Source organism: Acetivibrio clariflavus DSM 19732 (assembly GCF_000237085.1).
GTDB lineage: Bacteria > Bacillota > Clostridia > Acetivibrionales > Acetivibrionaceae > Acetivibrio > Acetivibrio clariflavus.
The window spans coordinates 1,780,873-1,804,543 of the sequence record NC_016627.1; the positions used below are offsets into that span (position 1 = coordinate 1,780,873).

Here is a 23,671-nt window from a genome sequence, read left to right on the forward strand (position 1 = left end):
ACAATCACTCCGTTTATTCTTTTTTACAGTGATTGTATCAACTATGCAACCATTTTACTATGTGATGATCTATTTGACGGTTACACAACAATCAAGTCATGAATTAAATTGAAAACTATATAAAATCCCCTAGGAGGTAAAATAGTATGAACAACAAACGAATTAAAGGCAGTTTATTCAGAAAAATCTTCAGTGTATCCGTTCTTTGCATGTTAATTCCTATGCTTATTAGTTTGTTTGCATCAGTTTATTTATCTCAAAGGTATCTGGAAGATTCATCCAGCAAAAGGTTATTAAATATTTCGGCTGAAAAGAGGAACCAATTTGAGCTTTCTTTATATGATATTGAGAAACAGGGGCAATCTATTGCAATGCAGCCCAATATTGTTGATACTCTCGGCAAAGCTGCATCCAATTCCACTAGTCCTGACGAAGCAGAGCTTAATATAATATCAAAAAATCTGGAGGAAAATTTCAAACTTGCGAACGGTCTTTTTGAGAACATTTACCTAATGTACAAAAACAAAATTATAACAGATGGAATTGGAGGTGCATCTGTCGGTTGGGAAAATGAGACGGTTGGAACTACAGAGAGTATACTTATACGCCCGCCGGTGGGATCACCAACTACAGGGCGGCCAGTAATGGCAATAGTAGCACCAATAAAAGATAATGGAAAGCAAGTGGGCGTAATAGGTATGGCAATAGAATTAAACAATTTATCAGAGAAAATCATCGACAATAATGCTTCAGATCAGCAGCTCAAAACTCTGATTGTGACTTCTTCAGGTCTTGTAATTTCATCAACTGATCCGGAACTGGTTTTAAATTTGAATTTTCAGGATGAGAATAGCGGATTGCAAGACTTTTTTAATAAAATAACTTCAGAGAAAACAGGCATTGGTTATTTCACTCTTGACGGTGTTGAGTACATCGCTGCTTTCAGTGCCAGCGAAAGATATGGTATGTATGTACTATCCTACATGCCTGTTGCAGCATACATGAAAACCACAGTTACTCTTCAAATTATATTGTTTGCGGTTATAGTGCTCAGCATACTTATAGCATCTGTTGTTATCTACATGATGATAAAGAAAATAGTAAAACCTATACTTGAAACTGCTAAGCAAGCGGAGAAATTGGCAGATTGGGATTTAACAATGACTATTCCGGAAGAACATCTGAACAGAAGGGATGAACTGGGTAAGTTGGCTAATTCCCTTGCAGCTATGATTAAGAACTTAAAATCGATAGTAACTCAGATAATTGATGCGGCGGAACATGTTGCTGCATCAAGTCAGGAACTTTATGCGTCGGGTGATCAAGTCGGGAAGGCAGCTGAAGATGTAGCAAACATGATAACAGGAATCGCTTCAGGCGCAGAAGAACAATCTTCTCAAATTGACTCGGCACTGCTAAATCTGAGCAGTCTTGTTAAGCAAATCAATGAAGTGAATGTAAGTATTGCTACAATGGAGAAGACTACTGCACATATCATAGATGACATTAACAGAGGAGGCAAATCTGTTGCTGAATCAATAGATAGGATTAATAACCTTAAGAATGATACAGAAGGTGTTTCTAAGGTTATTACAGATTTAGGGATGGCTTCAAATCAAATAGGAGAAATTGTTGAGCTAATTAGCGGTGTAGCAGAGCAGACAAATATGCTTGCTTTGAATGCAGCTATAGAAGCAGCAAGGGCCGGAGAAGCCGGCAGAGGGTTCAGTGTAGTGGCTGATGAAATCAGGAAGCTTGCTGAAGAAACTTCAAATGCCAGTAGAAGAATAGCAAAGCTGATTGAAGAAATCAAAGACGGAGTCGATACAGCTGTAAATAGGATGGAAAACAGTATTTCATCATTAAACTCCAGTGTAGCTGCTATAAAAGAGAATGAAGAGGTCTTTTCAGTTATAAACGAACAGGCTGAAGTGCTTAACAAAATAGTTGCAGGTGTTACTCAAAATGTAAAAATTATGACTGAAAGCAGCCGTGAGTTTGAGAATATAATGCAGGGCATTCACCAGGCAAGCCAAGTCTTCGCAGAAAATTCTCAGGGAGTATCGGCTTCAAGTGAGGAGCAGATAGCCTTGACAGAAGAAATAGTTTCTTCTTCAAAATCAATGGCAACAATGTCTGAAAAGCTCTCGACTCTGGTTAGGAGTTTTAAAATATAAGTTGTTAGACTTAGTTAAATTTGTATTGCAGTATTAAGTTTACAAAAAGAACCTTATGAACTTTAGAAAGTTCATAAGGTTCTTTTTGATTAATTATAAAATTCTAATACACACAGTCATTTATTTTACCTGGATTGAATTAATACTTACCAAAGTTTATTCCATCCAAATTAATATTTGATTTAAGATTTTCTTCATGACTTATTTTTTCATGATTTGATAAATACTCATTTGAGGACATATTTTGTAGTATTTTTAGAACATCAGGTGTTAATGTTGTAGCACTTACTTCTTTCAGTTTATATTTATTGACGAGTTCTTTTAGCAAATCAGCCTGTGTGGATAATTCTTCACTGGCAGCAGCACTTTGTTCTGCAGTAGCTGAATTTGTTTGTACAACATGGGAAACTTGTGTTATAGCATGATTTAACTGGGAGATTAAAGATGCTTGCTGGTTGGAAGCTTCAGTAATTTCATTGACTAAATTGGCGGTTTTTGCAACACTATCTACTATTTGATTTAACGCAGATGCTGTTTCGGTTGCAATTTTAGTACCGCTTTCAACTTTTTTAATTGAATCTTCAATTAAAGCAGTTGTTTCTTTCGCAGCATCAGCTGAGCGAGCAGCTAAATTTCTTACTTCTTCTGCAACAACAGCGAACCCTTTTCCGTGCTGACCGGCTCTTGCAGCTTCAACAGCAGCGTTTAGAGCAAGTATGTTAGTTTGAAAAGCAATTTCGTCTATAACTTTAATTATTTTTGATATGTTATTTGATGAATCATTAATTTCAGCCATTGATTTAAGCATTTCAGACATTTGAGCATTTCCTTCAACTGCTTTTTCTTTTGCAACGTTAGCAAGTCCGTTTGCTTGATTTGCATTCTCAGCATTTTGCTTTGTTTGCGAAGCAATTTCTTTAATGGAAGAGGTAATTTCTTCAATTGAACTGGCTTGTTCTGTTGAACCCTGGGATAGTAACTGACTTGAAGCAGAAACTTGCTTTGAACCTGTTGCAACTTGGTCGGCTGCTGAATTGATATTGGACAGTACTTCATTGAAGGCATTGATTGTGTTATTGGTTGAATTTTTAATAACAGCATGATCGCCTTTGTAATTGCCGGTAACTGCCACCTGCAGATTTCCTTTTGCCATTTCCGCAAGTACGGTAGATGATTCTTTAATAGGCTCGGTTATTGCATCTAAAGTTTTATTAATGCCATCTATTATTGTCTGAAAATCTCCGCTGAATTTACTTGTATTGCCTCTGAAACTCAAATTGCCATCTATAGCGTTTTGGGATAAATTTTTTATTTCTTCTATCACTTCAATGATTATGTTTTTCATTTTGGTGAAAGTAACTGCCAATGTACCTATTTCATCTTTAGAGTTAATATCAATATCTATGTTTAAATTACCTGTGGCAAGCTTATCAGCTGCATTGACAACTTTTAAGATTCCGCTGGTTATAATTTTGCTTACATAGAAAGCAATAACAATTGCCAAAATCAATGCGGTGAGTGTTCCGAATATAAGGACAAGCTTGGTTGTAGTTTCCTGAGTTGCTTGAGCTTTTTCTCGTTCTGCCAAAAGCGTGTTTTCAATATCTTTACATTCTGCAACAACGTTTCTCAGTTCATCCATAAATTTTTTTCCTTTAGCATCAGAGAATTCCTTAATAACATCATCCATTGTTTTGGTTTTATTATTTACTTCACGTCTGAGATTAATATTAGCTTCAGCCATAACTTGCCAGGATTCTTTCAGTTCCTTAATTTTTTTTTAGATTTTCCTGTTGAGTTGGGTTGTCAATGGTTAATTCTTTAACTTCGTTAAAGTATGTATCGAAATCAGCTTTTCCTGTAGTATAAGGTTCTAAAAAGCTTTCATCACCGGTTATGGCAAAACCGCGTTCCCCCGTTTCCATATTAACCATGCTTGCAATTATATTATCCAAATTTGATAAGACTTTACGAGTATGGTCATTCCAAACATTAGCATTCAGATAACTGGAAAAGTTTATAAAAACAATGGTGGACAGTACGAAAATAACTAATACTACTACCGCGAATCCAAGCATTAACTTTTTTTTGATATCTAGGTTGTTAAATTTTTCTAGCATATAGGCACCTTCCTTTTTGCAGTATAGTCTTGTACTAAATAACGGGAAAATCAATGCGATTAAAAAGAGAAGCAGTTGATAGAGAAATTTTTTTGACTGGTAGTTTTGAAACGATTAATCCTAAATTACGATTTGTATTGCATTAAATGCTTTTTACATAAGTTTGATCAAATTAATTCCTCCTTTTTCATTGAAATAAATGGAATAATGCTGTTAATTTGAAAGCCTTGATGATATATCTTATATATCGTCACCAAATTTTAGCGACTTTAATAATTATTTAAAGAAAAAATATAGATTATTTTTCCAAAGTGTATTATTTTTGCAATTAAAAACAGAATAGCTTTTTCGAATAGAATCTTTGATTTTCTGAATTGATTTCAGTAAATTGTTTATATAAGTATGGAAAAATGTTATAATGATTTTGGACAACTAAGTTACTAATTTCAATATAACTAATATATGAAAGAGGAAAGTGCAGAAAGATTTGGATATGAAATGAAAATAAAAATATAAAAATAAAATTTATGAAAGGGAGTAATGTATGATCATGAAAAAGGCAAATGCAAATTTATTTGTAATTGGTCTTTTGATGTTATCTATGCTGTTTGTTGCACCGACTGAAAGAATATATGCTTCAAACAGTGCAAAGCACAAGGTATTCATACTTGCCGGACAATCAAACATGGCAGGATGTGGTATGAATCACGAGCTTTCTGCCGAATACCTTGGGGAACAGGAAAGAGTAAAGATATATGCAGAAGGAACAGTGGAAGCTTCGTTAAAAGGAACTTGGAGCACATTGAAACCTGGTTTTGGAAGTGGTTCTGGCTGTTTTGGGCCTGAACTGACTTTCGGAAGGGAAATATCAAAAGCGTATCCTGATTGCGAAATTCTCCTGATCAAATGCGGATGGTCAGGGACATCGTTACAGGGTGATTGGCGTCCACCTAGTGCGGGAGGAGCTACCGGTCCGCTTTATAAAAATTTGATTGAAACTGTTAATAAGGCGATTGGAGCGCTAGATAAAAGTATTGATTACGAATTTGCAGGAATGTGCTGGATGCAGGGAGAATCAGATGCTTGTAATATTTATCCGGCAAGAGAGTATGAGGAGAATCTGACTGCTTTCATAAATGATGTAAGAAAAGAACTCAATGCACCTACAATGCCTTTTGTAATAGCAATGATTGACGATTCGGATGCCTGGGTTGAAAATGCAATTGTAAGACAGGCACAAATAAATGTTGCAAATAAAGTGCCTTATGTATATATTTTTGATACAAAGGATTATGATACCGACGGTATGCATTATAAAACTCAGGGAATTCTTGATATGGGATATGACTTTGCAAAGGCGATAATATCGGCAAGTGATGTTCCTTCAAAAATTGTTTACGGTGATGTTAATGGTGATGGCAAATTTGATTCAATAGATTGTGCAACAGTCAAAATGTATCTTTTAGGAATGATTGAAGGTTTTACATACAGTGAAGGCTTTAAAGCTGCCGATGTTAACGGGGATGAAAATATAAATTCAATAGATTTTGCCCTGATGAAAAGCAGGCTTTTGGGTATAATAAACAAGTTTCCGGTGGAGAATTAATAAATACGAAAACAAACTGTTGTAGGAGTGGATATATTGAGCAACATATCCTTTGTCAAAGTAAATGATGAACATATAAAAAGAATAACTGAGATTTATAACTACTATATTAAAAACACAACTGTTACTTTTCATTATTTCGAGCATACGGAAGAGCAAATGAAGGAAATGCTATATACAAAGGATTCAAGATTCAATTCCTTTGCAGTTATAGATGACGAAAACGGTGAAATTATTGGTTTTTGTATGATAAAGAAGTTCAAAAACAGGGAAGCCTTCGATAAATGTGGCGAAGTTGCCGTTTACCTTGATGTAAGATATTTAAATAGGGGAATTGGCAAGCTTATGTTAGATTTTCTTGAAGATGAAGCAAGAAAGCAAAATTTTCATACATTGCTTGCATCAATTTCCAGTGATAATGAACGTAGTAGAAAACTTTTTGAGAGCAAGGGATATTTCAGATGTGCCCATTTTAAAGAAGTGGGCATTAAATTTGGGAATGTATTGGATCTGTTTTTCTATGAAAAGATTTTAGATTAATACGGTAAATGAATATTTTTATAATTTTCGGTTATTCAATTGTAAAGAGATGTAAGAAGTAATTACATTTACTATTAATAATAAGTGGGAGAGATGATAATATGGGATTTGTGGAAATAGACGCAGATAAGTTTGAATTAAATCCGTTTAAATTTTGGGATAAAGATTGGGCATTGGTTACAGCCGGTACAAAAGACAGTGTCAATACTATGACTGTGGGATGGGGAAATTTCGGTATATTGTGGGGAAAGAAAGTGGTTAGCATATATATCCGACCACAAAGATATACAAAAGAGTTTGTAGATAAAAATCACAGATTTTCTGTCACATATTTCGGTGAAGAAAGAAAAAAGGAAATGGCGTATTTAGGAACGGTTTCCGGCAGAGACGAGGATAAAATCAGTAAAGCAGGATTGACAGTTGCATATCATGACGGAGTTCCTTACATTAATGAAGGAAAAATTGTTTTTATATGCAGAAAGCTATGGGAGACCGAAATCAACCCTGAGCGCTTTATAGATAAGAGTATTGATAATTTCTATCCGGAAAAAGATTATCATACGCAATATATTGCAGAAGTTGAAAAAATTCTGATCAGAGAATGAAATTTATTTGCTGATTTTAATTATTGTAGCCGATGGAATAAAAATGCGTTCTTCAGAATGAAGAAGAGTTTTTGTTATCTCTTGTATTGGATGTATATGTTGTAGATTTTGATTCCTTGTTGATTACTAATTTATTTCCATGGTATAATTATCCTATAGTGCATAAAGTTGCACTATTAATTATTTTTAAGGAGTAGGATAATGAAAAGAATTTTAAAGATATTTATAACTATGTCTATTATTCTTATATTCATTTCCATTCCCTCTGTTATATCTTTTGGTGCTTCAGCAATGGATTATTTTTACGAGGGAAATAATTTTTTTAATTCCGGAAAATATCAGGAAGCAATCGACAGTTATGACAAAGCAATCAAGATCAATCCTGATATTCCTGAGTTTTACTATAATAAGGCCATAGCACTTTATAATCTTGGAAGATATGATGAAGCTATAGCTCAATATGACCAAGTAATAAAGTTAAATTCCCAATTTAAAGATGCGTATATAAATAAAGCACTGTGCTTAACTGAAACAAATAGATTTGATGAAGCTATTTCACTATTGGACGAATATATAAAAAAATATCCTAAAGATCCGGAAGGATATGCTTTAAAGGGCCACAATTTATTATTGAAAGGTAGTTATGCCGAGGCATTAGAAATGGCAGACAAGGTTATTGAGAGTAAACCTAAAGACAAAGGCATTCTTTCAATGGCTTATTCAACTAAAAGCAGTGCTTTGACTGACCTTGGCAAAATTGATGAGGCTTTGGAGGCTTGTAAAACAGCTTTGGAGTTGGATAATACCAATGCAAATGCTTATATTGCAATGGGATATGCCTTTTATGCTCAAAAAAAGTATGATGAGGCCATTGAAATGTGTAACAAAGCTATTGAAGTCATGCCCAATTGCATTGAAGCATATATGAACAAATCTGTTTATCTAATGGGCAAAAAGAGATATGAAGAAGCAATTGAGTGTTGCAATAAAGCATCGGAACTAAACACACCAAAAGATCCTATTACTGAATCAAAAATATATACAAACAAGTCGTCTGTTTTATATAAAATGAAAAAATATAATGAGGCTCTTTTGGCAGCAGAAAAGGCAATAGAGTTTAATCCTAAGTATGCTTTTGCATATGTTGGCAAAGGAAATGCGTTGGCGAAAGAAGGAAAATATGAAGAATCTATTCAGGCCTTTGATAAGGCCATCGAGTTAGATTCAAATTGTGGAGAGGCATATATTTCTAAAGCTTTTTCATTAGAAAAACTTGAAAAATACGATGAATTAATACAGTTATGCCAAAAGGCCAAAAATATGAACTCAAAGGATCCCGATTATTTCGCGAGTATCTATTTAAATTTGTCAGCCGGATACCTTGGAATATCTGATTTTTCTGAAGCTGAAAAATGTCTTGAAAAGGCACTGGAATATGAACCGACTGATTCTGAAGTTTTAGCATTGATTTATGCCAATTATGCAAGTGCAATGATAGGGATGGCGGATTATGATAAAGCACTGGTCTTTAATGATAAAGCATTGGAATTGAATTCTGAATGTTATGAAGCATATGTAAGCAAAGGTTATATATTTTTGGATCTGATGAAATTGGATGAGGCTATTGAGTGCTGTGATACAGCTATAGAAAAGAAAATAGATGATTATAAAATACATAAAATTAAAGGTTTGGCTTATGAAAAGAAAGGAATGCTTGATGAGGCATTGATGGCATTGGATAAGAGTTTGGAGTTAAAGCCGGATAATGAAGAAGTAAAATTTGAAAGAATGAGGGTTGCCAGAAAAATTGCAATAAGGAAAATTGGTTTGATTATCGGGGGATTCTTAATTGTTGCTGCTATTGCAATTGTTATAACCTTAGTTTTGGTTAAAAGGAGAAAAAAGCCAACGAAAAATGAGGACTTATATAAAGGATTGGTGTAAAGACAAGTTTTCATTCAAAGGGAGAAGCCTACTATGAAATGCGTTCTTTTTAGAAATTTTATCGGCATGGTTGCAGCAGTATCAATTCTATTGTTACCTGGTTGTAATGTTAATAATTCTCCATTAACAGAGCATGGAAATAATTCATTTGAAAGTGTCAGTTCGAAAACCGAGGAAGCAATTGAGGCTGCAAAATCCTCCGACGGTCTTGCTGTAATAGACAAAAAAGAAAGCTACTATGAAGTTACCCTCAATCTTGAAAAAGGAAGTCACTATGATGTAGGAAAGGCATATGGGAAAGACATACTTCAAATTTATCCTCATTTTATTGAAATTGTTGAAATGTGTTTATATAAGAATGTGGGGGTTTTAATTGGAAACGGCGCAAATGCCAATATTTTAAAAGAAAGACTTGAGGCAGTAGTTCCTCAAATTCCAAAGGACTATGTCGATGAAATAAATGGGTTTGTAGATGCAGTCGCGAACGGTAAAACTCCATTTCAAGCAGGCGGTAAACTCAGCCGGGAGGAAATATTTGCGTTAAATCTATTACCTGATATAATTAGGGGAACGCAATGTTCGGGTATGGCAGTATTAGGAAGTAAATCACAGACTGGTTCCGTGATAACCGGTAGAATTCTAGAATGGTTTTATGGAAGTGAAAAGCAATTTGCTACTATGCATTCAGTTGTTACTTTTAAAAACTTCGATAAAACCATTACTACTATTGGATTTTTAGGGACATTCAATGTAATTACAGCCATTAATGATGACGGCGTTTTTCTTGGTATTCTTGATGCCGATACGGGTGAGGCCTTTGATGCTACAGGGAAAAGATGTTATACCTATGAAATTAGAAAGGTTTTAGAAGATTTTACGACAGCAGAGGAAGTTGCAGAATACACCAATTCAATGGCTAATCAGTATACATTTTCCCACAATTTGCTCATTACCGATAGACAAAACGCTTTTGTTGCAGAAAATTGTGTAAGTGGTGGAAAATCAGGAATACGAACAGCACAGTCAAAAACTGGCAAAAGGTCTTAAATGGAATAATGAGGACTCTCTTTGTGTTGTAAACGGGTTTGCCCTCGAGGGAAGCTTTAACAATCTTGTCAGCAATCCTCATAATGACGTTCGCTGGAAAAAGTTTAATAAAAGACTTAAGAAGTACAAGAAAGTGGATGTAGATGACGTTAAAGATATATTAACTGCTGATGATCCTAAAAAAGAGGATTCCAATATATATTCAAAATATACACTTCAAACGGTAATTTATGACGCCTTATCAGGAACATTGGAAGTGGCTTTTACTCAAAAATTTGGAGATGACTTTCCTGAAAAGCCGGTATTTATTAAAGTAAAATAGCTTGCAAAAAAGTATTGCAATGAATTAGTTAATTAAAATTAATAGAAAGAACGAAAATTCTCAGAATAATCTGAGAATTTTCGTTTTTGGTTATTTTGAAATCTATCCTTATCGAAAAATGTAAAGACAACTAATCTTTGGGGATACCGAATTGTGCCAGACTTCCATTCTTATATCTTTTATCACTGGTAACTTCTTTACCTACCCAGGAAGGGGGGATATAGCTGTTGGCAAGTTCTTCATTTGGAAATTCCATTTCATAATACGCCAGACCTTCCAAATCACCTTTAAAGATATCAATTGCAAAAATTCTTCTATGTTCATCAAGTCCTTGATATCTTGCCTTGTAAATAACATTGCCTTCAATCTTTTTAAACAGATTGTTATATTCTTCTTCGGTCATCCAGAAATTACGTTCTTCTCGGATTAGTCCATTTGAGTCCACATTTGCTTTAACAGTAAGATAAAACCTGGTACCGTCGACATTCCGTAATCTGATTTCCGGAGAAAAACTTATATATGACTGGGTTATCTCATATTTATCCAGGAAATCGAGGTCATAAGGAATCTTATTTGGATCTATTAAAAATTTTCTCTCAATTTCATAACCTTCTGCCTGTGTTACAGGTGGTTTGGGTGTAGCAAAAGGTGTAGGAATTGGTGTTTGAGGGAAATCAGTTATCATGCCGAGCAGATATCGTTTGAAGATTGCAAAATCTATTGAGTTTACATTGCCGTCGCTATTAACATCGGCTGCCTGAAAGCCGTGCTTATAGCTAAAGTCTTTAATAAATCCAAGAAGATATAATTTTAACATTCCATAGTCATTTGAGTCTATATATCCATCACCATTTATATCTCCAAGAATGAAATTATCAACAATAGGTTTCATTTGTTCTGCCATAACCGAAAAGCCATTGAATAGTAATGAAAAACTCAAGAATAGTGTTGAAATAGCAAGTTTACTTTTTCTCATTTTTTAAACTCCTTTCAATGTTTTTGTATCAAAGTAAATATTAAAGTTTTTACAAGTTCAAAGGGTACGATATGTATAAGTCACCAGTAATTAACTTATAAAACTATAATATCATACCTTTATACAGGCATCAATTTATATTTTACATAAAAATTTCAGCCTCAGTAAGACTACGGATTTTATCCGGGGAATATGTATATTCTGAGCTATCAGTTATACAAGTGGCCGATTAAAGGAAGGCAATATTCAAAAAATTGAATATCGAAATATGACTATTCCTGGAGGTGTGAACCAACCTATAAATGGTTATAAATTCTACAGAATATTAACACTGAACGTTTTGAGTATTGCTTAAATATTATTTCAAAAAATCAGTTTTCTAAATAACTATACTTGTTCTTAAAAAGTATAAATCATTAATTTTATGTATACCGCTTCCTGACAATAAAATAATTAGAATACCCCGTTGACTATTATAAAGTATTTATATATATTTAATAGTGTTAAAATCACCGAATTGAAGGATGTTTGTTATGTTGAATCAGTTTTCGAGAACAGAATTATTGTTTGGCAAGGAAGCAATGGAAAAGCTTGCAAGGTCACGTGTAGCGGTTTTTGGAATTGGCGGGGTTGGAGGATATACAGTTGAGGCTCTTGCACGAAGCAACATCGGAGCCCTTGACTTGATTGATGACGACAAAGTTTGTCTAACCAATATAAACCGTCAAATTTTTGCTACCAGAAAAACTGTCGGAAGATATAAGGTTGATGTAGCAGAGGAGAGGGTTAAAGAAATCAATCCCGATATAAAAGTAAAAACTTATAAAACTTTTTTTATGCCGGAAACTTCCGGACAGTTTGACTTTTCACAATATGATTATATTGTGGATGCAATTGATACCGTTACCGGTAAAATAGAATTGGTTGTAAAGGCAAAAGAGCTAAATGTACCGATAATAAGTGCCATGGGAGCCGGAAATAAACTTGATCCAACAAAATTTGAGGTTGCAGATATATATGAGACTTCAATTTGCCCCCTTGCAAAAGTCATGCGCAAGGAACTACGCCAACGCAATATTGAAAGTCTTAAAGTTGTATATTCGAAAGAACCTGCAATAACTCCATTGGAGGATATGTCGATAAGTTGTCGTACTAACTGTATCTGTCCGCCGGGTACAGCACGCAAATGTACGCAGCGAAGACAGGTACCGGGCAGTAATGCTTTTGTTCCTGCCGTTGCCGGACTTATTATAGCCGGTGAAGTAATAAAAGACTTGACTGGTGTAAGAGGCAAAACCTTATAATTTATTTTTGTTACGTTTTATGATGGAGATTTTAAGTATACCCCTAATAGGAAGGACCTTAGTAAGTAACTTTCTACAAAAAATAAGTGACAAAGGAATAAAGAATAACGGTGTTGTTTACTAAAATAAAGAAGTACTGTTTATAAAAGGTGTATTTTAGTGAAATAGGAGGCCAATTGATTAATGGTTAGCCTCCTATACTGCTGTTTTTATAAAGCGAAGTGTACTGTAGCTTTTATTCAAGGTTTAATTTATTATCCAGAATATATTTGGTAAGAATAAATAATCCTGCTGTAATGATACTAAAATAAGCCAGACTGCTTAGTAAAATTGTTTGCATTTGCATATATAAGGAAAGATTTGAAAAGTCCTTTAAGTACAAGCTTCCTGTTACAATCATAAAAATAATCATAATAGATTGAGCACCGGTAAAAAGACCAAGATACATGCCAAAAGAAGCCAGAAGTTTATGTTTTTTCACCAAGTAGCCAAGGGCAATGGCTGAATAAATCATTAATGTACCTGCTGCTATAAATAAAATGAAGACTATTATAGATCCAAATGCAACTAAAAATGTTCTTGAACCAAAGATACGCAATACTTCACTAATACCTTGCGGAATTACCTCCATCAATTCCCAAAAAACTTCAGTAGGCATTATTATTAAAAATGATAAAACTGTAGTAAGTCCACTTATTACAATCCATATCATGGAGGTGAATAATTTACTTAAAATATGCTGCCATGGCTTAACGGGGAGCGTGAACATAAGGTAGCCTTCATCACCCAAAAGACTTTTATAAAATCTCTGAATTTGTACTACAAGAGTAATAACCAGAATTCCGACAATCAGACCGAAATAAATGAACAAACGTATAAACCCGGTTAATTTATTAAAATTTATTCCGTATTCAACCGAAAGGATGTTGAAAATTTTATTGATAATTGAAAATATAATTAAGGTAATATACAGAGGAATAAATATACGAGCTGTTGCTTTGATTTCATACTTAAAAAGTTTATTTAACATTTGAATACCTCCCTAAATAAAGCATCAACGGATTTTCCAGACTCATCACGTATTTCATCAACAGTTTTTGCCAGCACTATTTGGCCATCCTTAATAAAAACTACTTCATCCAGCACTTTTTCAATGTCCGATATAAGATGGGTAGAGATTATTATAGTTGCATTTTCATTGTAATTACTTATAATGGTTTCAAGAATAAAATCCCTGGCTGCCGGGTCTACACCGCCAATTGGTTCATCAAGCAGATAGAGTTCTGCTTCACGGCTCATTACCAAAATAAGCTGTACTTTTTCCTTTGTACCTTTTGACATAGTTTTCAGCTTATCTTTTGGGTCGATGTTAAATCTTTTAAGCATGTCATATGCTTTTTCTGTATTAAAGTCTTCATAAAAATCTTTAAAGAAGTCAATTATTTGAGAAACTTTCATCCAGTCATTCAGATAAGTCCTTTCAGGGAGATAGGAAACAATTTTTTTTGTTTCAACACCGGGCTTATATCCTCCAATAAGAAGTTCTCCATGTGTTGGAGTAAGTAAATTATTACAAATTTTTACGAAAGTAGTTTTACCACTGCCGTTAGGACCTAGAAGCCCTACAATTTTTCCTCTCCCAATATCCAAACTTATATTATCTATGGCTTTTTTTGCTCCAAAGCTCTTTGTTAGATTTCTGCAGGTTAATAGACTGGTCATTTATTGTCACTCTCCTCCAACATTATTGAGATTAAGTCCAGAATCTCTTTTTTCTCAAAGCCTAATATCTTCATTTTTTGAAACAATTGATTTATTTCTTCTTTTGCAATCTTGTTTCTTAATTGCTTCACCATATTCGCATCCTCCGTTACAAATCTCCCACTTGTTCGGTGGGTGTATATCAGACCATCTTCCTCCAGCTTAGCTAAAGCTCTCTGCATAGTGTTCGGATTAACTGCGGCTTCCTGAGCTAAATCACGGACTGACTTCAGTTTTGAACCGGGAGGGTAGACTCCGGAACAGATTTTTAGCTCAATTGCTTCAATAAGCTGAGGGTAAATGGGGCGATCAGATTTTAAATCCCAAGGCATTTCATCACTCCTGTTGTATTATTGTATTAAGTACTTAATACAATAATACAATTTATAGAAGTATTTGTCAATAGATTTATATCATTGAATAGTTTAATAAAATTATAAGGACATATTAGGGATTGCTGCATAAACGCTTATAATTTAGTGAAAAAAATATCGAATATTTAGCTTGATTTTAAAGGATTTATCGTATCTTATAATTTTCGTTAAAAAATGATTAAAATTTGCAAGGGATATTTAGCTTTATATTTGGAAATAAACGCATAAATTAGCTTAAATTTATCGATTATTATTAAATTGCTTATTTAATCTTGATTTTTTTCTTGTTTTTTAGTATTATAAAGATATTAAAGAGTAAACATAGGGTGTTGCGGCGACGGGGCCAGGATAGTAAAAATAGCATAGAAATTTAAAAAGAACTGCTGAAGTAAATGGACATTATAAAATAGTAGTAGAGCTTAAAGATTCTTTACTCGGGATTTTTCATGAAGTATAAAAAATTTGATTGCAATTTTATGTACTTTAGTATGCAGCGAAGAAGCAATTAATTAGTAGGTATATTTACAGCAAAAAAGTACATAAACGGTATTCTTGTTCGTGGCAGCAGTATCCAATCGAAAAAGAATATGAAAAAGAAATTTATCCATAGAAATTTAAATTTGTTATGATTTAAAGTCAATTTTAATAAAATTAAATAAAGAGTCGTCAAAATCAAATAAAGAATCGGTAAGCAAATTGATAAAAGTATTTATAATAATTGAAATGAAATAGGAAAAAAGTTTTGCTATCTTAAATTCATGATTAAATTTATTAAAATGAAGATTTGATTTACTTGATGTTTTTGTTGTCTGCAGCTACAATTTTATTTCTTGAAAAAAGGATTATCTTTTTCAAAAAGCAGTTCTATTTTGTTCAATGTTAATATTTATTTAATATTTTTTTGGTAATCTAATACTAAAACTCAATTGCTATTGAAAGATAACGTAAAAATTGGAAATGTTTTATTGATTTTATATAAAAAACCAACACTCTTTTATGTACAGGAGAACAAAAATTTTCTAATTATTAAACTTAATCTTTTTGACTTAATATTAAATAGAAATAGGTGACAGCAATGAAGAGATTAAACTTAAGAAGTAAACTGAATATTTTTGCCTCTACACTAAAGGAAGTATTTATATCATCTCTGCCTCTAGCAGCTATTATGATTATTGTTTGCGGTTTTATTGCACCTTTAGACAGCGTGTCTGATTATATAAAATTAATTGTAGGATATGTTAGTGTGGTTTTTGGTCAAGCGCTGTTTTTGGACGGATTGAATATTAGTATTCTTCCAATAGGAAAACTTGTTGGAGGTTCTTTAATAAAGCTGAAAAATGCGGTTTTTATTATCTTTTTTGGACTGGTATTTGGACTTTTTGCTACAGTTGCAGAGCCTGCATTGACTGTTTTAGCAAAACAGACCAATATGATCATGCCCATTATTAATGAAACAGTATTTATATGGGTTATGGGTGCAGGAATTGGTATTATGGTTGCTTTCTCCCTTTTTAGAATAATGAAAGACTTCAACATTAAGATTGTATTTGCAATCCTTTATATTATTACTTTTATACTCATTTTATTTGTTCCTGACAAATTTGTGGCTTTGGCTTTTGATGGTAGCGGCGCAACAACAGGGGATATTTCGGTTCCGTTTATTTTGGCTCTCGGTATGGGAGTAGCAGTCAGTATGTCCAAAAACAAAGGAAATGATGATAGTTTCGGAATTATAGGTCTTGCTTCGGTGGGCCCGATTCTTTCATTGGCTGTTTATGGGATAATTCTTAATATTCGTTACAAGGGTGTATTACCTGCCGAGCAGATATATGATCCCGGGACTGTGGGAACAATAAGCGAGATAATTTCCGGCAATCTGCTGGGAGTAATATTGGCACTTTTGCCGGTTATAGTAGTGTTTTTACCTTTTCAGTTCTTCCTTATAAAACAGCCAAAAAAGGAGTTTTTGACTATATTATCGGGAACCATTATAGTGTTCATAGGTTTATTGATTTTCCTGTCGGGTATTGATTACGGGTTTGCTTTTGCCGGCAAATACATCGGTGAAGTATTCCTGGATCCTTCCCGACCAGAATGGTTTAAATGGTTGCTTTTGGTTGTCGGATTTATTCTGGGTGCAGCCATTACCTTGTCAGAACCGGCTGTTACAGTACTGGGCGAACAGTTGGAAGAGATAACTAATGGTCATATTAAAAAGAATGTAATTCGCATTACACTTGCGATAGGTATTGGTTTTGCTGCGTTACTTGCCATGGTGAAGATTTTGACAGAGATTAATATATTATGGTTTTTGATACCTCTTTATGCAATTGCATTAATAATGATGATATTTACGCCAAAATTGTTTGTTGGGTTAGCTTTTGATTCGGGAGGTGTTTCAGGGGGAGCTTTGACCTCTGCCTTTTTAACTCCTCTTACTCTTGGTGTTGCACAGGCTGTTGCTGCATCCTCCGTTTCCGGTGGGCAATCAATTTTAGTAAACGGTTTTGGAATTATTGCTTTTATTTCAGTTACCCCATTGATTGCTGTGCAATTTTTAGGTATATTATATAATATTAATATTAAGAGAGCTAACAAGATATTGGAAGATGCAGAAAAGAAAGATCTGAGAGAGTTGGCTTTGCTGGCTGAAAGTGTTGGGCAATCGAGCAAGAAGAACCAGGATGGAGTTGTTGACGATAAAAAAGATCTACATTTTGAAACCGGAAAAGTCAACGATATTTCAGAACAGAAGGGGTTAGAGGAGGGTAAAGAAAGCCTTGGCTGAATATAATAATTGTGTCGCTTTCTTAACTGTAATAGCTGATAGAAAGCAAAAAGAAGAAATCATTAAATTTCTGTTGGACTCAAGAGGTCATCTTATTGATGTAGTTTATGCCAAAGGTACAGTTAAATCGGGATATTTTAAAGATATGCTCGGCCTTGTACCGGAGGAAAAGAAAATTCTTATTACTTGTTTAGTTGCCAGTAATTTGTCCGACCAATTGCTTGATCAATTACTTATTAAATTTAATTTTGACAAACCTAATACAGGTATTGCTTTTACTGTGCCTGTTGAAAAGTTGTCAGTATAATTTGGGAGGGTAAAATGATTAATTCAGATAATATGAAAGCATTGTATATCATAGTAACTGCAGGATTTTCTGAACAGGTAGTAGAATACGTCCGCTCGGTAGGTGCTACCGGTGCCACAATAATCAATGCTCGCGGTGTAAGTGCGTTGCACAAGGAAATTATGGGAATTAGTGTTGATAGAGAAAAGGAAATAATATTGACTCTTACCGATGCTGAAACTGCCGATAAGATTGTGGAGGCTGTCAATAAAAATGAAGCCTTCAAATCTGAAGCTCATGGTATTTGCTTTACTTTACCGGTGATGAAAGCAGTTGGTATAGGACACGGTCATAGTGAAAATAAAGATTCTGACAAATAATAACCTGGGATAAAAAACTTCCGCTTTTGTTGTGAATGATGTTAAATGTGTTGCTGTGTGGTTTGGGCGGAAGTTTTTTGATTTGATTTAGGTAATGGATACAAGTATTGAAGCAAATTTAATATACTTTTTAGTTTGCAAGCAGATTGGGATAGTTGTTTGCTTTAGGTATTTCTATTTGCATTTCTGAAATTATATTATTCGAAGTTTACATGGAGATTATCTGCTATTGGGAAAATATGACTATTCTGTTGTTTTTTCAAATCTATTTTATTCGAATTGTATTTTAATTTATTCCAGAAAAATTAAAATACTCATATTTAATAAGCCTGATATACACAAAAAAATTTATAATTACGAATAATATAATATGAAATGAAGTAGAACACTGATTGATACTCAGTGAATTTTTATTTTAATGTATAAATTAAAATCTTTAAAGTTTAGTAGTTTTAATTATATCCGAAAGGAGGGAAATGGGTTAGGAATTGTATGATTAATGCATTAAGTATTTTGTGAGGGGGGATTATAGAGATTTATAAAATCTAAATATTGATGGTTGTATAAGAATAATTTAAATAAAAATTGTAAGTTACTAAAAAATTTTTATATTGGGGGAAGATATGATGAATAAAAAGTTAGCTGCATTTTTATTAGCTTTTCAGATGGTAGTCGGTTCAGCAGTAAGCAATGTACTTCCTGTAAGTGCAGCACAAGCTTCTGTTGATGTTTCTATTGATACTCAAGCTAATAGGTTGCCGATAAGTCCATATATATATGGTGTAAACCAAGATCTTCCTGGACAAACTGTTACAGCCAGAAGACTTGGAGGAAACAGAACAACAGCGTATAATTGGGAGAATAATGCCTCAAACGCAGGAAGTGACTATATACATTCCAGCGACAACTATTTGGTGGAATATATCGGTGTGCCCAGGGAAGATTCTGAAAAACCTGGTGCAGTTGCGACTACTTTCCATGATCAGTCATTGGCTCAGAATGTGCCTTATACATTGTTGACATTACAGGCTGCCGGATATGTTTCAGCAGATAAGTATGGAGAAGTAAAGCCAAAAGATGCGGCACCATCTGAAAGATGGAAGGAAGTAAAGTTTGCAAAAAACGCACCTTTCTCACTTACACCGGATTTAACTGACGATTATGTTTATATGGATGAGTTTGTAAATTTCTTAGTTAATAAATATGGAAGTGCGTCATCTCCAACAGGAGTAAAAGGGTATTCTGTAGATAATGAACCTGCTTTATGGGCACATACCCATTCAAGAGTTCATCCGGACCCTGTAACTTGTGAAGAATTGGTTGAAAAGACTGCAGAGCTTTCAAAAGCAGTTAAGAATGTTGATCCCGATGCTGAAATATTTGGACCTGCATTATATGGTTTTGCCGCTTACCTTTCATTACAAAGCGCTCCTGACTGGGAAGCAGGATTAAAGGATAACTACGATTGGTTTGTTGATTATTACCTTGAAAAAATGAAAGAAAAATCTGACGAGGCAGGAATGAGGCTTTTAGATGTATTTGACATTCATTACTATCCTGAGGCAAGGGGAGGCGGCAGCAGAATTACTTTCGGTGAAGACAGCAGCAATATTGAATGTAACAAAGCACGTCTCCAGGCACCAAGAACCTTGTGGCAAGGTTCATACAGAGAAGACAGCTGGATTGCTGAACCCTGGTTTGACAGTTTCCGCCCAATTTTACCAAGGATTCAGGAATCGATAAATAAATATTATCCCGGAACAAAACTTGCTATTACTGAATATGATTTCGGTGCAGGAAATCATATTACAGGCGGTATAGCTCAGGCTGATGTTTTGGGGATATTTGGTGAAAATAATGTATACTTAGCTACCTATTGGGGCGATAGGAACAAAGATTATATAGTGGCAGGTATTAACCTCTATACCAATTATGACGGAAAAGGCTCAAAATATGGTGATATAAGTGTTAAAGCATCAGTATCCAATGACGAACTGGCATCAGCATATGCATCAGTAGAAGAAGCTGATGACGGAAAGCTTCACATTATATTGCTTAACAAGAACTATGACAACAGTACTATTTTCAACATTTCAATAAACAGCGACAAGCAGTATAAGTCCGGTAAGGCATGGGGATTTGACAGGGCTAGTTCCCAAATTACTCAAAGACCTGCAGTGACAAGAATCAGTAACAATAAATTTACATATACTCTTCCGGCATTGAGTGCTTACCATATAGTGTTAGATGCTGCTGATACCACTGAACCTGAAGTTTTAGTGGGTGATGTAAACAAAGACGGAGATATAAATGTTATAGACTATGCATTAATGAAAAAATATGTATTGGGAATGTTGGATGAAATTGATGTAGCAGCTGCCGATATCAATGTTGACGGAGAAGTAAATTCAATAGACTGTTCACTTATGAAAGCTTATTTACTCGGAATGATAAAAGAAATTCCTTACTATGAAGAGACAGAAAATGAAGAGCCTGTTGCAAGTTTCACTATTTCAAATTCAGAGCCGGTTACTGATGAAGATATAATCTTTGACGCATCAGATTCTACTGACCCAGACGGAAATATTGTATATTATGCCTGGGATTTTGGCGATGGTTCCGAAGGAAAGGGAAAAACAGTAAAGCATAAATATGCTAAGCCAGGAACCTATACAGTAAAATTGATTGTTACCGATGATAAATATGCCAATAGTTCTCCGGCTACAAAAACTATAACTGTTACTCAGGCTACCGGTGACAATTCAGAATTCGGATTTGAAGGTACTACTCAAGGATTTATTGTATCCGGTGAAAAAGGAACAACTGCTACTTTGTCAGTTACTTCAGAGAATACGTTTAAAGGTAACGGAGCTCTTAAAATTGATGTAGTTTCAGCCGACGGCGGTATGTTTGATGTAAAATTGGACGGTCCAAGCATAGTACCTCCTGGCTCAAAAGTAACCTTCAGGGTATGGATACCATCTAATGCACCATTGTCTGAAATTCAGGGATATGTTATGCCTCACGATCCGTCCTGGAGTAAAATTATATGGAATGGTGCATGGGGCGGATATGAATATATGAAAAAAGATGCTTGGAACGAGCTTACATTGATAATGCCGGAAGATACCGATATGTCATTAATGCAGCAAATCGGTGTACAGTTTAAGACTAATGATGCTGCAGAGTTCACAGTATATGTCGATTCTATAGATTGGTAATATTAAATTTTCAGTAAGTAGAATTGGTATATTCTAAATGGATATAAAACAAAAATATGGGGAAGGCGAAGCCTTCCTCATATTTTTTGTAACTTTCAAAGTATTAAAGTCTATTGGAAAAGTTTGAGCTGATAATGACAAATTATTCTTATGAAATATAAATTCCGGTATGAAATTTTTTTATAAAAATATCAATAAATACTAATTTTCGCCATAAAGCCATTTGTAAACCAGATAAGAATTTTTTATCTTTGTAATATATTCCTGTGTTTCAAAAAATGTAATAGCTGTAGGGAAGTCTTCTTTTGTTTTCCCGATAGAACTGCTACTCCAGCGGGTTGCATTTCCGGGGCCTCCATTGTAAGCTGCCATTGCTTTGTCAATATCTCCGGAAAACATTTTTAACATGGAGCTTATATAGTAAGTACCAAATTTAATGTTGATTTCAGGATTTAGCAAATCATTGTCTTTAATGGTCATATTTAAGCGGGTAGCGATGTCTTTGCCGGTGGCAGGCATGATTTGCATAAGGCCCATAGCTCCTGCCCATGAAGTGACATCAGGTCTAAAGGTACTCTCTTCTTTCATAGTAGCCCAGATTAATTCCGGTTCAACGTTGTATTCTTTAGCAGCTTTAAGTACAATATCTTCGTAAGGGCGTGGGTGTGAAAGTTCATATCCCCGCCTGTTCGGTACTTCCATTAAGGAACGTAGCCCCCATATTACTGACATATAAATGTCACCTTTTTCAAGATACCAGTCACCAAGTGCAAGCTTGTCTTCTACTTTTGCAAATTTAGATCCGATTGCCAGTTCGATATCGGCTACCTCTTTCAGACCGTTGTTTTCGTATAACTCTACCGTTTCAAGAAACTCAGGCTTTTTATAATCCAATTCTATAATTTTATCGAAAGCAAATTTCATGCCCATTCTTTCCATCCAGGCAGGATGTTTGGACAATATATCCAGAACCTTCTGGGTATTGTTTCTTCCCAGACGTTTGGACAATATATATGCTCTGTAGGCAGCATCATCCTGGTATGCACTTTCAGTCTCAACTATTTTTAGATAAGTTTCAAGGGCTTGTTCTCTAAGCCCCAGTTCTTCCTGAATTCGTCCGGCCCGCCACAGTGAAATGGGTTCGTTGCTGGTTTTATAAATCTCCATGGCCGATTTTGTTTGCTTTTCATTTTCAAGGAGAACTCCTAATCGATATGCACCTTTAGCGCCGATGGAGGAGTAAATTTCCTTTGCTTTTCCTGTTTGGTTTGTCTGTTCAAGGGCTCTTCCATACCACCAGCCTATGTCCTGATCTGTCGGGTTTTCTTTGTACAGTGTTTCCAGGAGAGGGATTGCTTTATTGTATTCTCCCTGCTCAAACAGTGCTCTTGCATAATATTTTGCCAATGATGAGTCATCCTGTATTTTATTTTCAAGGAATTGCTCTAATTCTTTCCAGTTGCTTTTTTCTGCCAGTGAATCGCATATAGCTTTGTCTTCAGCATTTAGGTTGATGAGAGCTTCAAAGGCTCTGCTTTCAGGTAATATACTCAAATATTCATTTATAGCCTCTGCAGTTTTTCCACTGCGGGCCAAATAAGAAGCATAATTGAACTTTACATTATTTGTAGGATAGAGGTTTAAAGCATTTTGATAAAATTCCTCGGCATCTTTGTTTCTGGAGTCGTATCTGCTTGCCAGAATTAAATTTGAGTAATATCCTATTGTATTCTTATGGTCTTTCAGTTTTAAAAGAAATTCATCCCTTACATTCTGACGACCGGCTCTGACTTCTATTAATAATTTCATAATATCGATGGTATTTTCCGGCTCATAGTCACCGTTTTCTTCGATAATTTTTTCTAAAGGAGAATTATATTTACTGGAATTAAATAAGAAAAATAAAGTAGCAATTACACCTATTGCCGTTATAACACCTATTAGCAGTTTAATTTTCATAATATCAGTGTTCCTTTCATAATTTATGCTTTTGTAAACTATTTTCTTTAAAAAAATTTTTTTTTGGATATTCTTACCTTACTTTTATGGTATAAAAATACGTAATTATATAATAAAATCTTATCATATTTTGCTGAAAAATGGGATAGCTGTTGTAAAAATAGCAAGTTAGACAATTTAAATAAAAATTATGCCGGTGTATTATTAAAAGTTTGGGGAATTTTTAGTTTAATTTATTCAGTAAAAATTTATTCAAACATA

Annotated in this window: 19 protein-coding genes; 12 read left to right on the top strand and 7 right to left on the bottom strand. The window is 34.4% G+C overall.

Annotation, left to right across the window (positions count from 1 at the left end; genetic code table 11):
• The first annotated feature begins 146 nt into the window (after nt 1-146).
• A complete protein-coding gene (locus tag CLOCL_RS07580) occupies nt 147-2,177 on the top strand; it encodes a methyl-accepting chemotaxis protein (RefSeq protein WP_014254791.1) in 2,031 nt (676 codons plus the stop codon).
• Between the two features lie 139 nt (nt 2,178-2,316).
• On the opposite strand, the gene CLOCL_RS07585 is transcribed toward CLOCL_RS07580, so the two are convergent.
• Both CLOCL_RS07585 and CLOCL_RS23495 read right to left on the bottom strand, forming a co-directional pair.
• Nucleotides 2,317-3,921 (bottom strand): methyl-accepting chemotaxis protein, encoded by a 1,605-nt coding sequence (locus CLOCL_RS07585; RefSeq protein WP_014254792.1) that lies wholly within the window; start codon nt 3,919-3,921, stop codon nt 2,317-2,319.
• 25 nt (nt 3,922-3,946) lie between these two features.
• Entirely contained in the window at nt 3,947-4,297 is a 351-nt protein-coding gene (locus CLOCL_RS23495; RefSeq protein WP_014254793.1) for a CHASE3 domain-containing protein, read from the bottom strand.
• 544 nt (nt 4,298-4,841) lie between these two features.
• On the opposite strand from CLOCL_RS23495, the gene CLOCL_RS23090 reads away from it, so the two are divergent.
• From CLOCL_RS23090 to CLOCL_RS07620, 6 genes are all read left to right on the top strand, one after another.
• The gene (locus CLOCL_RS23090) at nt 4,842-5,903 is read left to right on the top strand and encodes a sialate O-acetylesterase (protein WP_014254794.1); all 1,062 of its coding nucleotides are present in this window, start codon (nt 4,842-4,844) and stop codon (nt 5,901-5,903) included.
• 36 nt (nt 5,904-5,939) lie between these two features.
• A complete protein-coding gene (locus tag CLOCL_RS07600; protein ID WP_014254795.1) occupies nt 5,940-6,443 on the top strand; it encodes a GNAT family N-acetyltransferase in 504 nt (167 codons plus the stop codon).
• Nucleotides 6,444-6,544: 101 nt separating this feature from the next.
• Nucleotides 6,545-7,048, top strand: a complete 504-nt coding sequence (locus CLOCL_RS07605; protein WP_014254796.1) for a flavin reductase family protein — start codon at nt 6,545-6,547, stop codon at nt 7,046-7,048.
• 201 nt (nt 7,049-7,249) lie between these two features.
• Nucleotides 7,250-8,992 carry a tetratricopeptide repeat protein gene (locus CLOCL_RS07610; RefSeq protein WP_014254797.1) on the top strand — a complete coding sequence of 581 codons (1,743 nt, stop codon included), beginning with the start codon at nt 7,250-7,252 and terminating at the stop codon, nt 8,990-8,992.
• A gap of 33 nt (nt 8,993-9,025) precedes the next feature.
• Nucleotides 9,026-10,039 (top strand): C45 family autoproteolytic acyltransferase/hydrolase, encoded by a 1,014-nt coding sequence (locus tag CLOCL_RS07615; protein ID WP_041715004.1) that lies wholly within the window; start codon nt 9,026-9,028, stop codon nt 10,037-10,039.
• Nucleotides 9,984-10,361 carry a hypothetical protein gene (locus CLOCL_RS07620; RefSeq protein ID WP_148263776.1) on the top strand — a complete coding sequence of 126 codons (378 nt, stop codon included), beginning with the start codon at nt 9,984-9,986 and terminating at the stop codon, nt 10,359-10,361. Before CLOCL_RS07615 ends, CLOCL_RS07620 begins: the two co-directional genes overlap by 56 nt.
• A gap of 130 nt (nt 10,362-10,491) precedes the next feature.
• Here CLOCL_RS07620 and CLOCL_RS21005 read toward each other — a convergent pair whose 3' ends face one another.
• Nucleotides 10,492-11,337 (bottom strand): dockerin type I domain-containing protein, encoded by an 846-nt coding sequence (locus tag CLOCL_RS21005; protein ID WP_014254798.1) that lies wholly within the window; start codon nt 11,335-11,337, stop codon nt 10,492-10,494.
• Between the two features lie 533 nt (nt 11,338-11,870).
• Between CLOCL_RS21005 and CLOCL_RS07630 the strand changes: the two genes are divergently transcribed.
• Nucleotides 11,871-12,641, top strand: a complete 771-nt coding sequence (locus CLOCL_RS07630) for a tRNA threonylcarbamoyladenosine dehydratase (protein ID WP_014254799.1) — start codon at nt 11,871-11,873, stop codon at nt 12,639-12,641.
• 235 nt (nt 12,642-12,876) lie between these two features.
• Here CLOCL_RS07630 and CLOCL_RS07635 read toward each other — a convergent pair whose 3' ends face one another.
• The 3 genes from CLOCL_RS07635 to CLOCL_RS07645 are packed head-to-tail and all read right to left on the bottom strand — an operon-like array spanning nt 12,877 to nt 14,734.
• Nucleotides 12,877-13,671 carry a hypothetical protein gene (locus CLOCL_RS07635; protein WP_014254800.1) on the bottom strand — a complete coding sequence of 265 codons (795 nt, stop codon included), beginning with the start codon at nt 13,669-13,671 and terminating at the stop codon, nt 12,877-12,879.
• Complete coding sequence (locus CLOCL_RS07640; RefSeq protein WP_014254801.1) at nt 13,665-14,363, bottom strand: ABC transporter ATP-binding protein; 699 nt, start codon at nt 14,361-14,363, stop codon at nt 13,665-13,667. The genes CLOCL_RS07635 and CLOCL_RS07640 overlap by 7 nt, the downstream gene beginning before the upstream one ends.
• Entirely contained in the window at nt 14,360-14,734 is a 375-nt protein-coding gene (locus CLOCL_RS07645; protein ID WP_014254802.1) for a GntR family transcriptional regulator, read from the bottom strand. The genes CLOCL_RS07640 and CLOCL_RS07645 overlap by 4 nt, the downstream gene beginning before the upstream one ends.
• Nucleotides 14,735-15,851: 1,117 nt before the next feature.
• Here CLOCL_RS07645 and CLOCL_RS07650 point away from each other — a divergent pair.
• The 4 genes from CLOCL_RS07650 (at nt 15,852) to CLOCL_RS07665 (ending at nt 21,451) form a co-directional block, all read left to right on the top strand.
• Nucleotides 15,852-17,564 (top strand): DUF1538 domain-containing protein, encoded by a 1,713-nt coding sequence (locus tag CLOCL_RS07650; RefSeq protein ID WP_014254803.1) that lies wholly within the window; start codon nt 15,852-15,854, stop codon nt 17,562-17,564.
• Complete coding sequence (locus tag CLOCL_RS07655; protein ID WP_014254804.1) at nt 17,557-17,871, top strand: hypothetical protein; 315 nt, start codon at nt 17,557-17,559, stop codon at nt 17,869-17,871. Before CLOCL_RS07650 ends, CLOCL_RS07655 begins: the two co-directional genes overlap by 8 nt.
• Nucleotides 17,872-17,885: 14 nt before the next feature.
• Nucleotides 17,886-18,230, top strand: a complete 345-nt coding sequence (locus CLOCL_RS07660; protein WP_014254805.1) for a P-II family nitrogen regulator — start codon at nt 17,886-17,888, stop codon at nt 18,228-18,230.
• Between the two features lie 623 nt (nt 18,231-18,853).
• Nucleotides 18,854-21,451 (top strand): glycoside hydrolase family 44 protein, encoded by a 2,598-nt coding sequence (locus CLOCL_RS07665; RefSeq protein ID WP_014254806.1) that lies wholly within the window; start codon nt 18,854-18,856, stop codon nt 21,449-21,451.
• Between the two features lie 201 nt (nt 21,452-21,652).
• Here the strand turns inward: CLOCL_RS07665 and CLOCL_RS21010 are convergent, their stop codons facing one another.
• On the bottom strand, nt 21,653-23,410 hold the full coding sequence (locus CLOCL_RS21010) for a lytic transglycosylase domain-containing protein (RefSeq protein ID WP_014254807.1): 1,758 nt from the start codon (nt 23,408-23,410) through the stop codon (nt 21,653-21,655).
• Nucleotides 23,411-23,671: the final 261 nt, after the last annotated feature.